The organism is Veillonella sp. LMAG:90 (assembly GCF_008679445.1).
Taxonomy (GTDB): domain Bacteria; phylum Bacillota; class Negativicutes; order Veillonellales; family Veillonellaceae; genus Veillonella_A.
Genome location: NZ_NAND01000001.1, coordinates 1,217,501 through 1,233,251, shown reverse-complemented (window position 1 = coordinate 1,233,251; position 15,751 = coordinate 1,217,501). Strand labels below are relative to the sequence as shown.

Here is a 15,751-nt window from a genome sequence, read left to right as displayed (position 1 = left end):
ATCCCTTTTGTATTACATTTTAACTTTAGTTTCTTATTTAACAACTACGAAGGCACCGCTGCCAACGAGTTCTGCCAAATTCGGTAAAACTAAGGCTTCATAGGTTTCGGGAGCCTGTGTCATGGTAAATACAACCTGACGATTATTGCGAACCAAACCTTCAAACAAACGGAGCAACCCTTTTTGTACCGATTCATCCGCTTCACGCACTACATAATCAAACTCGCTGATTAAAAGCATATCAATGCGCACGAATTCTTCCATGAAGTCGGCCACATAACCGTAAGTCACGCTGTCGGTATACGCTTCCACCAAACCTTGACCGGTAAATTCTTTAATTACGAGATTCGGTGTAACGTCCAAAGATTCGCGCTTTACGATTTCGCCGACGTTTTCCATTTTGGCAACCGTCCCTACTACTACAAGCGGATTATGCGCATCAGCACCCAATGCAGCCGCTACGGTATCAAAAGTATGACGCGCGTCAGCTTTTACAATAGTATCGGTTTTCTTTAAAATATCGGTATTAATTGTTTCTGTCATGCTATATCTCCTTATAAACTTTTATCCTTTTATTTTTATTAAATCTATTTGTGAACTATATTCAATATTTTCACTATTACATATTATAGCAGAAAATGACTAAACTTTATAAGAAAAAATAGTTATCTTGTTTCTGTCATAAAATCAAAAATTTTTTACAAAGTTTTTCGTACCTGATAAATACATCTCATCAGAACAGAAAAATCGGCAACCGAATACTCGGTTGCCGATAAGTCCTCATACCTATCTACTACATTGTTAATAAAATATGAGAAGTAGAGTAACAATCTGCTGATTGAATTCTTTAACGATGAGCAAATATGTCGGACTCTCCCCAGTCCTTAATTGACACTACTTAACTTTGGATGCCAAAGCAGCCGCTTCAGTACGTTTACGAATTGCGTCAATCAAAGGCTTAACTTCCAAAAATTCTGCATCCGTCAAACGGAATGTACGACCTTTGCGGTCGAATAATGATTTTTTGCGACCTGCGCCCGCGCGTTTGCCGCCCCACTTGTTAGTTTTCATAACGATCCTCCCTTGGGAAATGCGTAACACTGCCATGCAAAAAAATAACTATGCTTCTCTGTTTCTAGTATATACTATTCAAGCGACAAAATTCAATATTTTATTTCATGTATACCTTAAACTTTTTCAAATTGTTTACATCTTTCAAAACTATAAATCAAATTTCTTGTTTATACGGCGTATTTTATCAAAATAAGCGAATGGAGTATTCAAAAAATAAATTATTTTTAATTATGTCTGATTTCTTAAGTATCATAATTTAAATTTATAAAAATTTAATGCATCAAAGCGAAAGGTATTAATAAAAATTTTTAAAACAAATTATTCTATTACCGCTCGGCAAGCATTAACCACCGTTCCGTTTTAGCATCTAATTTCGCCGCCGCATCGGCACGTTCCGCCATAGTCTTTTCCATGGCTTCGTAATCGCCGCCCGCTTGATTAAGCATGGCATCATAAGCTTTTAACAGGCCTTCCAGCTCGGAAATATCCAGTTCTAATTGAGCAAGCTCTGCCTGCTCTGCCTTTGTAAGTGATTTAGACGCTGCAGGAGCCGTTTCTGCCGTAGTTGAGGTGTCATTAGCCGCATCACCCGTGTGAGAGCCCTTAGAAGCGATTTTATCGCTTTTCGGCTCATTTTTGGCATCCCCTGCTCCGGTTTGGGAGGTACCTGCCTGCTGCCCTACAACACCGCTATTTAATTTACCACCCGCCAAAACACCAATGCCGGTGTCTGCTTCCATTTCATCCAACATATCACGATATTCCGAATACGCCCCATGGACGATTTCAATTTGACCGTTCCCTTTAAATACAAATAATTTATCTACGACGCGATCTAAAAAGTAGCGATCATGGCAAACGGTAATGACAATACCGCTAAAAGAGTCCAAGAAGTCTTCCAGCACTTCCAGCGTCGGAATATCCAAGTCATTAGTCGGTTCATCCAATAAGAGCACATTAGGGGCACTCATGAGGAGTTTTAACAAATACAAGCGGCGCTTTTCACCGCCCGATAGTTTGCGAATCGGTACACCATGAAGTTCCGGGGTAAATAGGAAACGCTCCAAAATCTGACCGGCACTCAACGTACTGCCATCGGCCAACACCATGTAGCGATGGTCTTCCCGAATATAATCCAATACACGCTGATCTTCATCAAATACCGGTAATTCTTGCGTAAAATGCGCTATACGGACCGTTTCACCACGCCCAAGGGTTCCTGCATCCGGTTCGAATTTACCGTCCAATAACCCCATAAATGTGGATTTACCGATGCCATTCGGTCCCACGATACCAATGCGGTCATGACGAACCACATGATACGTAAAATCCTTCACAATCGGAATATCACCGCGACTGAAGGTTAAGTGTTCAATATCAAAAATCGTCTTGCCCAAACGGCTCTTAAGAGCAATCGGATCCAAGGTATCGGCACGACGTGCCACATCCTGGGCTTTTAAGGTTTCATAACGCTGTAAACGGGCTTTTTGCTTCGTCGAACGCGCTTGAGCCCCACGGCGTACCCAAGCCAGTTCTCGTTTCGAGAACTGATGACGTTTTTCCGCCGTCGCCGCTTCCCGTTCTTCTCGGTCCGCCTTCAAGGTTAAGAAGGTTTCATAGGTTCCTTCATAGCTATAAAAATGACGGTCCGACAATTCCAAAATTTCATCGCTCAAGGCATCCAAGAAATAGCGGTCATGCGTACTGATTACGAGCCCGCCTTTACGGCCCAAAAGATATTTTTCAAGCCATTCGATGCTGGCTTCATCCAAATGGTTAGTCGGTTCATCGAGAAGCAATAAATCACTGGGATATAACAGAGCCTGACCCAACGCCAAACGCCGGCGCTGGCCGCCGCTTAGTTCTCTAGCGAGCCGCATCAAATCGGTGAAGCCCAATTTAGTTAAAATCGTGCGGGCCTGTTGTTCAACCTGCCAGCCCCCTTCGGTTTCCATGCGACTCAATAGTTTTAAATGCTCAGGACTGCCCGGCGCAGTTTGGTCCATTCGTTCGTATTCACGGACTAATTTTAAAACCGGATGATCCGCTAAAAATATATTTTCCAATAAGGATGCGTCTTCGTCAAATTCCGGTGCTTGGGGCAAATAATAAACCGATGCCTTACCATTGCGCAAAATAGTGCCTTTTTCCGGCTCAATAAGGCCTGCCAGCATGCGCATGAAGGTTGACTTACCGGTGCCGTTAACGCCAATTAAACCGATCCGTTTATTATCGGTAAAGGTCATATTGGCATCTTCAAATAATCGCCGTGTGCCGTACGATTGACTTACATCCTGTAATGTTAACACGTTCATAATCTATTCAATCCTTTTTCTTGATGATTGTTATCTATTCAAATTCATTTAATACGTTATTTTTATTATACCGCAAAGAAACGGCTTTACCAAACGGCTACTATACATTTCAAAACCACACGATTCCGTTCACAGCTTACTGCCGCTTATTTTAATCATGAAAAACAATAATGATTACCATTATTGACAAGTAACTAATTATACGTCATGATGAGGATAATATGAATGTCATCTGCGTTTTAGTCATTCATAACAGGTATTTTGGTATTTTTTGGTTTTTTATAAGGAGTGTGTTCTATGATTCGTAGTAAATTGCTTAAAGCCACCGCTTCATTATGCGCCGCCGCTCTTTTGACTACCGCTGCGGTAAGTGTAACCTCTGCTCACGGACTTTGGGTAGGTCCGCGTCTCGATCAATTACAGCTTGTGCTCGGCGAAGGACCGGAAGATAATGCCTATCAGCCAAACATGGTTAAATCTTTGACCGGTTATACCAAAGATTTTCAGCAAATTGCTATTCCACAGCAAAATTTTGCCGACCATGTGACCATTACGCCAAGCGAAAACACGAGTGTCGCCGTTATTGTCTTCGATTACGGCTACTGGAGCGTAGATAGTCAGAAAAAGGTTCACAACGCACCTATGAAAGATGTGCCGGGCGCTATTAAAGGAACCCATGCCATTAAGTACAGCATCAACTATCTGAATAAGGTAGGTACACCGAAAGCCATTCCGAATATTCCGTATCAAATCGTACCGTTGGTAGACCCTACACAGCTTAACGTAGGCGATATTTTGCCGGTACAAGTATTGCATGAAGGTCGGCCAATGCCGAATGTAGAAATTATTCCGGATTTAATTAATCATCACACAGTTGTTGAAAAAACGGATGTGGACGGTAAAGCATACTTACCGGTTCGCAACGGCAGCGTGAATGTTATCGGCGTTGAACTCGCCTTCCCATATCCGCAATCTGACGGCCTCGCTACGCAAGATAAAATCTTTACCAGCTTAAGCTTTACGCTCCATCCACAAGAAGATTAATTTGATTCGCAAGAAGATTGATCTAACTTAATATTATTTTGCTTTTTCATTTTTCCCCTCCTAACTAAAAAGCTATCCATCATTGCAACACGATGCAATAATGGATAGCTTTTTCATTGCTTGGCATATATCAATCTGCAGCCTTTACCGGCCGGCATCGATTAAGTCAAACTTTTAATTAAAGGCTATCGTCATAACGAGCCATATTTTCTTGTCGAATATCTTTTAATACTGCAAGCAATTCGTCCGTATCTTCTACGCGAGCAAATAATTCACCAAAGTATTCAGAATCTTCTACTGTCACACTCCACTGAAACGAATCCATATCATCATATAGGTTAAAAATAATCGGTTCATTCAACGAAGTCGGCACACCGCCATCTTCATCGGTAATCGTGGCATAATCACCATCATCATCAATTTGATAAAACAATGTTTCCCGATCGTCAATTTCAACTAATTCAAAACCTAAATTCTCATAAAACGATTCCAGCGCGTCGCCGTCCATACGAATCCTCCTTTAATACAAAACCCCATTCCCCTTCGGGATGTTTAGTCCATTGTACAAAAAATTCTAAAGCTTCGCAAGAGAGTTTTTTACATCCCCAACAGACGTATTCACATTACCGACAGGCTTTTTACGTTCATCTAACAAACACTGAACTGCTCTGACAATATTGGCTGCCCCATCCAGCTTCCAATGCAATTCTTCCCTCGACATCTCATGTAATCGTTCCGGATTAGCCAATAAACCGGTCACTACAGCGTGTAAATTATGAATATCGCGCACCCAACGGGCAAAACCCTGTTGTTCAAAAAAAGCAGCATTGCCTTCTTCTTGCCCCGGAATGGCGCTGAAGAAAACCATCGGTACACCAACCGTAACGGCTTCCATACAGGTCAAACCACCCGGTTTGGTAACCAACATGGCCGCTTCCCGCATCAATTTGGCAACTTCCAAAGTATAGCCGTATATCGTCGTAGGAGTGCGCAAATTCTTGCGCATGCTCATAAGCCCTTCGTAAAGCTCCGCATTACGTCCGGTAATAACAATGAGCTCATCAATACCGGATACTTCATCTAAATGCTGCAATGCCGATTCCACGCAACCGAGTCCGAGACCACCGCCCATAATGAGGACCTTTACCGGATAGGCATGCTTATACTCGGTTAAACGATGCTCATAAAATGTACGGCGTACGGGAATACCCGTGATCGTAATTTTATCGACCGGAATACCGGCTTTACATAATTCATCCACCATCGAAGTGGTGCCTACAAAATAGGCATCAATTTGTTTGTACACCCAGAATTGATGTACTTGAAAATCAGTAATTACCGCTACCAAAGGAACATCAATTAAATGCTGGCGTTTTAAAATACAAGCCGCCCCACAGGGAAAAGGATGAGTGAAGATAATAATATCCGGCTTTTCCCGATTAATCAGTTTTAACATACGACGCTTCAACATCCATGACAACGCCGTCTGCGCGGTGCTGCCTTTTTTATCCCCTTGCGACATGCGATAAATAACATCGTACAGCATAGGGAATACGTCAATCATCTTAATATAAGTTTCTTTAATCAAGTTGTCAAAAGAAAAACTGTTCGTATTTAAAAAATCTACATGGGTAATAATGGCATCAGGATTTTTCTGTGCCCAATACTCTTCAATGGCTCGGGCTGCTTGCGTATGCCCTGTACCGATTGAAGCTGATACTATGAGTATTCTGTCTGGCTTGCTCATAAATGTCTCCTTCCCTGTTCTTCAATTATAACATATTTTTCGAATTAGAAACGGGAAAGAACTTGTTTTTTGCATAAAAAAAGAGACCCCCTTATTGCCGATTGGCAATCGTAACAGCCGTCTTAACGACGCTGTCATCATGGGCGGTCTCTTCTAAAACCGGGCAAATTATTTTTTGCGAGGTTTAACTTTAGTTTGTACGTTTACTAATTCTTTTAACTGTTTACCGGCTTTGAATGCAGGGGATTTGGAAGCTGCAATTGTAATAGCTTTACCAGTCTGTGGGTTGCGGCCTTCACGAGCGGAACGTTCGCGAACTTCAAAAGTACCGAAACCGATAACCTGAACTTTTTCGCCTTTTGCTAATTCTTCAGCTACTGTGTCGAACACAGCTTTAACTGCTTTTTCAGCATCCTTTTTAGTTAATTCGGCTTTCTGAGCAACACTTGCGATTAATTCTGTTTTATTCATGACAGAACCTCCTTAAAAAATAGAATGTATCCATTCATTGTAACTTGTAAGAGTATATCACGCCTTACGAATCATTTCAATGAATGTTTTTGTTCAGACACTTTAGCCGATTCCCAAAATAAGTCCAATTCTTCTAATGAAAAGTCCTTCCACGATTTTCCACTGTCTTTAACACAGCGTTCTACATGGGCAAAACGTTGGCGGAACTTATTGTTGGTGCGGTTTAGTGCATTTTCACCGCCTATTTTATACCATCTTAGAAGATTAATCAAGGAAAAAAGCACGTCCCCGCCCTCTAATTCTGCATTTTCATAGTCTTTTTCGGCGATGGCCTCCTTAAATTCGGCAATTTCTTCTTCAAATTTGGCCCACACCGGAGGCTCAGTATCCCAGTCAAAACCTACCTTCGCGGCCTTTTCTTGCAGTTTTTGAGCCCCCAATAAAGCCGGTAAGCCCTTGGAGATGCCGCCAAGCAAAGTTTTTTTGTCATGACCCGGTTCTTGCGCCTTCAAAGCCTCCCAGTTTAGCTGGGTTGAAGCTAATTCTTTCGATGTAGCTTTGGCAAAAACATGGGGATGACGGCGAATCATTTTAGCCGTTATATCGTCAATAATATCTTGGACGGTAAAAAGTCCCTGCTCTTCCGCTAGTCTTGCATGGAATACAATTTGCAATAAAACGTCGCCCAACTCTTCGCGAAGATTGGCCATATCTTGATTGTCGATGGCTTCAAGGACTTCATATACTTCTTCCAAAAGATAACGGCGCAAGGTACTATGCGTTTGCAAACGATCCCAAGGGCACCCGTCCGGCGCTCTTAAAGCCGCTACCACGTCAATGAGAGGTTGTAAGGTAAATTCATACCCTTCTTCAGTTTCCGCCCCTTCCAGGCCCGTTAAATCGATTTTAGAGGCATTTTCTGAAGTCCTAACAGTATTTTCAGCCGAGCGATGAAGCAATACCCAAGTCAGGGATTCACCCATGTCTGCTTCCAGTTTAGTCATATAGGAGGCGCCTAACGTGCTTAAATCACTCACCGGCAACCCTTTGCCGAGCGCATTATTTTCACTAAGCGCAACGCCATATAAATCAACTTGACTATTGGTACCGAAACGTTTTTTCAAAACATCAGTAAGATTCGTCAACGCTGTTTCATCATTTATTAAATCAGTGACTAACAAAGTGCCTGTTAAGTCAAAGGGTGTTTCCTCAATTTGATCGGCACCCACAATAAACAGTCCCTGAGCCACATCTATATTCAATTTAACCAATAAAGGGCCGATATTTGCTGTATTCATACAATCTCCTTTTCTGCTTCTCCGTTTCTATGTGCCATAGCCGCTCTTCTATCAGTCCTTATGAGAACGTTTTTTCAAACGCTTCCCGATGACCGGCATGGCCTGCCATTCATCGTCTTTAACAGCTTTTGTAATCAGAAGGCCTGCTCCATAAATGACGATAGCCACTACAATAGCGCCAAAAACCGCAAAATTACCGCCCAGAAGCGGTTCAAAGAAGGAATAGGTCATTACGGTCGCACCGCCCATGGCAAAGGCGGCTAAGGAGATTTTACTCAATTCGAGCCAAGGCACCTGATACTTGATGTAGCGGCGCACAAAAATCATATTTAATAATGCGGCCAAACCAAAGTCAATATTCGTGGACCAAGCCGCCCCGTTAATCCCCCATTCCGGCAAGGCCGTCAAATACCAGCTAAGCGGAATTTTAATGAGTGTACTGATGAACAGATTCACCATAGGAATCGCCGTATGGCCGAGGCCTTGTAAAATCCCCGTACTCACTTGCTGTACACCTAAGAGGAAGATGCTGAGACTCATAACCGCAATGGGGCCTCCCGCATTCGGTGTGGCATAGAGAAGTTCTGAAATCGGCGTAGCCAACACATAAAGCCCCACAAACGCAGGCACCGTAATCAAGGTGGTTATTTTGAGCGCCACATGGCTGCGATTCTGAATTTCCCCCATGTCTTTTTTGGAAAACGCCTCAGAAATGGCCGGCACAAGACTGGCCGCCAAGGACGTAGTCAAAATAATCGGCAAGTTCACCAGCGAGGTAGCCATGCCCGTCAAATAACCGAATAAGGTGGTTGCTTCGCGAACGGAATAGCCCGCATCAATGAGGCGTTGCGGTACAACGCCCAGATCAATGCCCGACACGATGGGCATCATAATGTTGGCCATGGAAACGGGAATGGCCAAAACAAACAAACGCTTCATGATTTGCCATGAGCTTTCCGGAATGATGTCCGTCGCTTGCTCAGCTAATAGTTTAGCCCGCAAATGACGTTGACGTCGGTAAAAATAAAGGAGTACCAATATGCCCCCTACAACGCCCGGAAAGGTAGCTAACGTAGCCCCTGCCGCCGCCATTGGCAGTCCATAAGGCAAGAGGAATAGAGCAAAACCTACCATACAGGCAACGCGTAAAGATTGTTCCACAACCTGCGATGCCCCGGTTGGCAGCATGTCCTGAAACCCTTGGAAATAGCCGCGCAAGCAGCTCAAAATCGTCACTACCACAATTGCCGGCGCCAAGGCCATGAGCGCAAAGCTGCTGCGTGGATCTGTAAGCCATTCCGACTCAACCAGCCACGGTACCGCCAGAAACAGTGCCACGCTGAAAAAAGCACCTAAGGCAAATAAAACCGTAGCGGATACTCTAAAGATTTTTGACGCACCGCGTACGTCTTTATAGGCCAGTTTATCGGCAATCATAATCGATATGGCTACCGGTAAACCTGCTGTAGCCAGGCTGACAATAATCTGGTAAATGGGATAGGCCATCTGATACAGCCCAATCCCTTCACCGCCTAAAATGCGTGCCAACAGCACCTTGCTGAAAGCACCGATAATTTTCACAATTATGCCCGCTAAAGTAAGAATCATAGCCCCTTTTAAAAATCGATTCATACGGTTCCTCCTGAAGCTTACTGAGATTGTAAAGCAGGGTCACGTTTTTCCAATTCCCCCATTAACACCTCAACTGTGGTCAATACGGAAGCACCCTCTTCAATCGGGCTGTAACGTAACACATTATTTTTATCTATTTTAACATGTTGCCAAACCTTTGTCGCTACTAAGCCGGGATCCCAGCCGGCCATCTTCTCTAAGTCCGCCCAGTGAATGATTAAAACACCTTCACGAATAACCATGCTCTTAATGCCGATGGCTCTGGCTCGTTCTTTAATGCGCGCCAATTTCAAAAGTCGTTCCACCGGCGGCGTCGGCGAACCGAATCGGTCAATCAATTCATCGGTAAATTCGTCAAAATCTTCCAGCTTGCGAATCTGCAACAGACGCTGGTAAATGGTAATCTTCCGGGCCGTATCATTGATATAGGCCTCATCAATGAAGGCATCGATGCCAAGATCGATAACCGGATCCACTTCCACCGTTTTGGTAACCGTTTTATGCTGGGCTTTGGCAATCGCTTCTTCAAGCATAGAACAATACAAAGCAAAACCGACTGATGCGATATTGCCGTGCTGCTGTGAGCCCAGTAAATTACCGGCGCCGCGAATTTCAAGGTCACGCATAGCCAATTTAAAGCCGGCGCCCAGTTCGGTGAATTCTTCAATCGCTTTCAAACGTTTTTCCGCCGTTTCACTGAGCATTTTATCGGGACGATACAAGAAGTACGCATAGGCACGACGACGGGAACGACCTACACGCCCCCGCATCTGATATAACTGCGACAGACCCAAACGATCCGCATCGTACACGATAATCGTATTGGCGTTTGGAATATCGAGCCCCGTTTCAATGATGCTGGTACATAGCAATAAATCATAATGACCTTCATAAAAATCAACCATGATGGCTTCCATTTCACTGCCTGCCATCTGACCGTGGGCAATGGCAAAGCGCAAATCCGGCATAGCCGCTTCCAAAAGTTCGCCCATGTGCTCAATGGAAGCTACACGGTTATACACGAAATAGACCTGCCCACCGCGCTGAATTTCGCGACGAATGGCTTCGGCAATGAGCTTCATGTCATATTCCACCACATAGGTCTGCACCGGTAAACGGTCTTCCGGCGGCGTGTTGATAACACTCATTTCACGCACCCCTACAAGCGACATGTGGAGGGTTCGCGGAATCGGCGTGGCACTCAACGTCAAGACGTCAATATTATTGGCCCAACTCTTCCACTTTTCCTTCTGCGCTACACCGAAACGTTGTTCTTCATCCACAACGAGGAGTCCCAAATCTTTGAAAGCTACTTTTTTATTTAAAAGCGCATGGGTTCCGATTAAGACATCCACCGATTTATCGGCAACCCGTTTAATAATATCGCGCTTTTCACCGGCGGAGCGGAAACGGTTCAACACTTCAACGCGTACTCCAAAGGCACCCAAACGATCGGTAAAGGTCTGAAAATGTTGTTGTGCCAATACAGTTGTCGGTACTAAGACGGCTACTTGTTTACCGCTTTTTACCGCTTTAAAAATAGCGCGCATAGCCACTTCCGTTTTACCAAAACCAACGTCACCGCAAAGCAGCCGGTCCATCGGATGCGGCTGTTCCATAGAGGCCTTAATTTCTTGAGATGCCTGCAATTGGTCTTCCGTTTCTTCATACGGAAAGGCTTCTTCAAATTCCATCTGGAAGGTATCATCCGGTTCAAAGGCAAAGCCATCCACAACCTCACGTTGTGCATAGAGTTCTACCAGCTTTTCTGCCAAATCGTCAATGGATTTTTGTGCTTTTTGACGAACTTTGCCCCACTCACGGCCGCCCATCTTATGAATTTTAGGCACATCACCTTCATTGCCGATATATTTCTGTAATTGGTCTAAATTGTCAGCCGGCAAAAACAACTTGTCTGTGCCCGCATAGGCAATTTCAATGTAGTCCTTGTGAATGCCTTCTGTTTCAATCGTTTTGAGGCCCACGTACTTCCCGATACCGTGCAAAGCATGGACTACATAATCGCCCGGCGTTAAATCGGTAAAGTAAGTAATCTCCTGACCTTTTGGCACTTTTTTACGAAGCTTTCGCTTCTGTTGACCAAAAATATTGCCTTCCGTAACTACCACCAGGTTACAAAGTGGTAATTCAAAACCTTCCGATAAAAGCCCGCTTACAATGAGAACCGCCTCTTTAGTTGCTTTCAATTCGGCGCTCACTTCATAGGCAATATTCGCTTCGCTGAGGGCTCGTTCTAAACCTTCGCGGCGTTGCAAATTGTTCATAACGAGCACAACTTGACGCCCCTGGGTTAGCCACACGTCTATTTCATCAATTAAAAGCGGCATTTGACGCTCAAAGGACATCATAGACTTACTCTGAAGCCCAATGCTGTCAAAACCGGCTAAACCGGACACGCGCTGCTGCAGGAAGTTAAATGCAATTTCACTTTTAGCCGCATTAGTCCCCATAAACTCGGACCAGGTAAAATGCTGCTGACGGTGCACGGCGTCTTCTTTCAAAAAGCCTTTTAAGGCATCTTGCAAACGATTCGGTTCATCGTACAAAAGCAGGGCGTTTTTGCCATAGCTCAATAAAGAGCCTTCTTCCGACGTATCGTTCAAGTGGAACGGCATAACTGTCATATGTTTAACGGACTCGATTGAGCGCTGCGTGTCGATAGCAAAGGTGCGAATGGTATCGATTTCATCGTCAAAGAATTCAACACGATACGGATTATCGCTGTTTACCGGGAATACGTCGATAATGTCGCCGCGCACGCTAAAATGACCACGTTGTTCCACCTGGTCTGTTCGTTCATAGCCTAAGGTTACCAATTTCTCGAGCATAATTTCACGCTCAACAATGTCACCGGTGGCTAAATGTATAACACTTTCTTTTAATTCTTCCGGCGTTAAAATACGCTGGGTTGCCTCATCAATTGTAGCGATAACTACAACCGGTTCATCGTGTAATAAGGCACCTAATGCTCGCATCTGCAGCCCCTGATTTTCCAGGCTGCGCGCCGCCGTAATGAATGTGACTTTTTCCGTAATAGGAAATGGCATTACGTCCACATCCGGCAAAAAGAATGCCAAATCGCGTTCCCATTGTTCTTTATGGTTCTTATCATGCACCAATACAATAGTAGGCCGCTGCTCTATAGCCTTCATAGCCGTGCTGTAAATGAACGGCTTTTGAGAGCCTCCAAGCCCTGATATTACATGCTTTCCCTTTTTACCGAAAAGTCCTTCCGCCTCTTTATAGGCAGGGTATTTATATAATAATTCCTGTAATGTTTCCATTGGATTTTCTATTACCTTCTTCTTTTTACGCTCATATAGCAACGACAAAACGGGCTTTAGCTACGCCAAAGCCCCTTGTAATTACAAAGTATATGTTTAGTGTACCATAGGAGTCATGCAACATCAATACGAAAAGGTGGTTATTAGGCCCGTCACATCAGTAAAAATATTAATATTGTCCAATGCATTCCCCTTTTGTCTTTGCTATTTTTTAATTATCTATTGACGATATGGCGCCCGATATGATAATATATCTTTGTTGCGGGAGTGGCGGAATTGGCAGACGCACCAGACTTAGGATCTGGCGCCTTCGGGCGTGGGGGTTCAAGTCCCTTCTCCCGCACCAGTTAAGAACTTTAAGCCCTTAAGGGCTTTTTTTATTGCCTAAAATTTGAATTATAGTGTTTAAAAAGGTCAAAGGCTCTACAAAATACCCATCACAGTATTTTGTAGAGCCTTTGATTAGGAGATGATGAAAATGTACGCCCATACATTATCATGACAATATATTAACACTTGCGTGATAATACCAAATATCCATAGCCATGACCGGTACGGGTGTCACATGCATCATCGATTTAGGCAATAAAAAAGCCTTTTCCGACGCATGCGAAAAAGGATATATGATTCTCCTCCCTATCGCTCGTAGGTCAAATGGTGAATGATGAATAGGCAGTTCTCCTGACTTAGCTTCACCGCTCCTCTCGCCTTCCCAGTGTTACCCAGTGACTTAAATGAGATTCGCTTAGCCTTACAGTGACGGGATCGTGTCGGACTTACACCGACTTCTCTATTATGCATTTCTGCACCTATTCCCAACTATGTATTTTATTTATTTGATACTTTCTATACACGTATAGTAACATGATTTTTATACATTGTCAATAAACGAATGTCATTATTTCTCATGATATTGTGAATTAACAACTCAGATAATAAAATAGCCTTTTCGATGATATCTATTAAAGATTCTTTTCTTCCATGGTGCTATACTCAATTTATAGAAAAAACGATTATTCCAATTCATTTAGAGGGAGGTCATTATGAAAAATACAACAGATAAAGTTAATTCCGGACATTCAATAACGCTAAAGGAAACAATTAGCCGTAATTTGGCAATCAGAGATTCCTATCATAAGTTGGAAGATTCCATTAACGGCAAACGCTGGACCATAGAAGAAGATGCATTAGGTTTTTTAACTGACGCTGCACTTATAGGTAGAATGGCCATGGCCTATGAAAAGACATGGCCTACCGAAAATCCGGATAAAGATTTAGAGATTTTGCTACCACATAAATTAGGTGAGTGCGTTTGGTGGCTCGCTGCCTTGGCCGATAGAATGGGCGTGGATTTTGAAAAAGCGGTGGTGGATTTTATTGAGGTGAAAGAAAAGGAGTTAGGTTGAGGCCTATTATAGATCTCCTTTGACAGTATAAGCCCAAATTAAAATCAGATTATTATAATCCGGCATATAAACTGAAGTGAATTGTCCAAAATCTTTTGCTCCGCCCATCTTTTGTTTAAACCATGGCAAAGCTATTGTCCCATCAGAAAGTGCGTGAGGCCCATTGCCTACATAGCCCATAGATACTAATCTTGTATTCTGGTTAGAAAATAAAAGCTTCATTTGTCGTAATTCACCATTTTTTATAGCAAAAAAGCGATAATCTACAAAACCACCACCGGTAGTCTGAATAGCAGCTACTAAAATATCTGGTTGTCCGTTAATGCCTTTAATGACATACACACCACCGGTACGAGTCGGGTTGGTTACATTGATATATTCTTCGTTTCTGCTATTATCTCCAAATAGCTTAATATCTTGTTGCAGAGCTATTACGTCATTTAACTCTGAAATATAAGGAGTGTAGGCTGTTGCTTTATAAATTAAATCGTTAGTACTGCCCCAAACAAATGGCGCTGATTTTCCAGCATATTTATCTCCATCACCTACTATGTAGACATTATAGCTGGTACCCTCAACACTGCGCATGATAAAAGATACTCTACTCTTTTCAGCTGCAAAATCATCTGTTAAAGAATAGGAATAAGCTTCTATATAAGATCCACCTGCTGTCATTAGAAAAGCAAAGCAAAACATTAATCTAATAATAATACCTTTCATACAAATGCCTCCCAATAGTAAAATATCAATACTTAATATTTAGTTAAAATATCTTATAAACTATATTATAATTTTACTGATAATATTTCAAGGAATTAGTCAGTTTAATAAAAAGTGTGTAACCTAGGTCTGTCTACCGACTTAGGTTGCAGTCTTTTTTGATTATTTAGAGCGTAGCCGCATTGCTTCGCTTGCTACAGTAGTAGGAATACTATCATTTAATGCTAGGGGCTAGTGGCTTAACGCTCTATTGATTTAGGGCGTACCCGCATTGATCGGCTTTAGTGACTTTTTTAGTGCTATGAAGGCTAGAGGGAGAAAGCTCTATTGATTTAGGACGTGGCCGCATTGCTTCGCTCGCTGCGGTAGAGAAAGCTAGTAACGCAGTGTACGTACCGGCTCAATCAGCGACTACCTATCATTCGTACGCAGTCACGCTATATATGCTTCCCGTTCGGATGCTGTGGATTTTTACTTACTCTCGACTCTACCTGCTGATGTTTTCCGTTCATCCCTGTGATTCTTCTTCGAAGAATCTTACGGTCTGAACTAAGAGATTCGCACCTATTTGTGCGTCGTTACTCTCCTTCAAATAGGGCTCACTACTTAACGCCCCGAACTACGCGATGCTCTATGCTTTATGCGTCGCTGCGCTCCTATAAAGCATGAGCCCTGCGTATCCCACGCCGCTATTGTACGTTGAGCATAGTGTTACTCCTGCCATTTTGGCTGGAAGCGG

At 43.2% G+C, this 15,751-nt stretch carries 12 protein-coding genes, 1 tRNA gene and 1 riboswitch; of the genes, 3 read left to right on the top strand and 10 right to left on the bottom strand.

The genetic code is table 11. The annotated features are described in order from the left end of the window. Positions 1-33: 33 nt before the first annotated feature. From CCC71_RS05445 to CCC71_RS05435, 3 genes are all read right to left on the bottom strand, one after another. Positions 34-543 carry a DnaA ATPase domain-containing protein gene (locus CCC71_RS05445; RefSeq protein ID WP_021841560.1) on the bottom strand — a complete coding sequence of 170 codons (510 nt, stop codon included), beginning with the start codon at positions 541-543 and terminating at the stop codon, positions 34-36. A gap of 351 nt (positions 544-894) precedes the next feature. Next, positions 895-1,071, bottom strand: a complete 177-nt coding sequence (locus CCC71_RS05440) for a hypothetical protein (RefSeq protein ID WP_021841559.1) — start codon at positions 1,069-1,071, stop codon at positions 895-897. Between the two features lie 329 nt (positions 1,072-1,400). Beyond that, entirely contained in the window at positions 1,401-3,389 is a 1,989-nt protein-coding gene (locus CCC71_RS05435) for an ABC-F family ATP-binding cassette domain-containing protein (protein ID WP_021841558.1), read from the bottom strand. Between the two features lie 297 nt (positions 3,390-3,686). On the opposite strand from CCC71_RS05435, the gene CCC71_RS05430 reads away from it, so the two are divergent. Then, positions 3,687-4,433: a DUF4198 domain-containing protein gene (locus CCC71_RS05430; protein ID WP_021841557.1), complete on the top strand. Its 747-nt coding sequence runs from the start codon at positions 3,687-3,689 to the stop codon at positions 4,431-4,433. A gap of 178 nt (positions 4,434-4,611) precedes the next feature. On the opposite strand, the gene CCC71_RS05425 is transcribed toward CCC71_RS05430, so the two are convergent. The 6 genes from CCC71_RS05425 to mfd all read right to left on the bottom strand — a co-directional run bounded on the left by CCC71_RS05425 (position 4,612) and on the right by mfd (position 12,886). Further along, entirely contained in the window at positions 4,612-4,941 is a 330-nt protein-coding gene (locus CCC71_RS05425; protein WP_021841556.1) for a hypothetical protein, read from the bottom strand. Positions 4,942-5,007: 66 nt separating this feature from the next. Beyond that, positions 5,008-6,180 (bottom strand): MGDG synthase family glycosyltransferase, encoded by a 1,173-nt coding sequence (locus CCC71_RS05420; RefSeq protein ID WP_021841555.1) that lies wholly within the window; start codon positions 6,178-6,180, stop codon positions 5,008-5,010. Positions 6,181-6,348: 168 nt separating this feature from the next. Then, on the bottom strand, positions 6,349-6,651 hold the full coding sequence (locus tag CCC71_RS05415) for an HU family DNA-binding protein (RefSeq protein WP_006556485.1): 303 nt from the start codon (positions 6,649-6,651) through the stop codon (positions 6,349-6,351). Between the two features lie 71 nt (positions 6,652-6,722). Further along, positions 6,723-7,949, bottom strand: coding sequence for a nucleoside triphosphate pyrophosphohydrolase (gene mazG / locus CCC71_RS05410; RefSeq protein ID WP_021841554.1), 1,227 nt, complete (start codon positions 7,947-7,949; stop codon positions 6,723-6,725). A gap of 51 nt (positions 7,950-8,000) precedes the next feature. Next, positions 8,001-9,581, bottom strand: coding sequence for a putative polysaccharide biosynthesis protein (locus tag CCC71_RS05405; RefSeq protein ID WP_021841553.1), 1,581 nt, complete (start codon positions 9,579-9,581; stop codon positions 8,001-8,003). A 17-nt stretch (positions 9,582-9,598) separates the two neighbouring features. Then, positions 9,599-12,886 carry a transcription-repair coupling factor gene (mfd, locus tag CCC71_RS05400; protein WP_156705613.1) on the bottom strand — a complete coding sequence of 1,096 codons (3,288 nt, stop codon included), beginning with the start codon at positions 12,884-12,886 and terminating at the stop codon, positions 9,599-9,601. Positions 12,887-13,147: 261 nt separating this feature from the next. Between mfd and CCC71_RS05395 the strand changes: the two genes are divergently transcribed. Together CCC71_RS05395 and CCC71_RS05390 are read left to right on the top strand one after the other, a co-directional pair. Then, positions 13,148-13,232: transfer RNA gene (locus tag CCC71_RS05395), tRNA-Leu, on the top strand. Positions 13,233-13,540: 308 nt separating this feature from the next. Further along, a riboswitch (cobalamin riboswitch) is annotated at positions 13,541-13,714 on the bottom strand. A 215-nt stretch (positions 13,715-13,929) separates the two neighbouring features. Continuing rightward, positions 13,930-14,292: a nucleoside triphosphate pyrophosphohydrolase family protein gene (locus CCC71_RS05390; protein ID WP_021841551.1), complete on the top strand. Its 363-nt coding sequence runs from the start codon at positions 13,930-13,932 to the stop codon at positions 14,290-14,292. A 6-nt stretch (positions 14,293-14,298) separates the two neighbouring features. Here the strand turns inward: CCC71_RS05390 and CCC71_RS05385 are convergent, their stop codons facing one another. After that, positions 14,299-15,012 (bottom strand): hypothetical protein, encoded by a 714-nt coding sequence (locus tag CCC71_RS05385; RefSeq protein ID WP_226974116.1) that lies wholly within the window; start codon positions 15,010-15,012, stop codon positions 14,299-14,301. Positions 15,013-15,751: the final 739 nt, after the last annotated feature.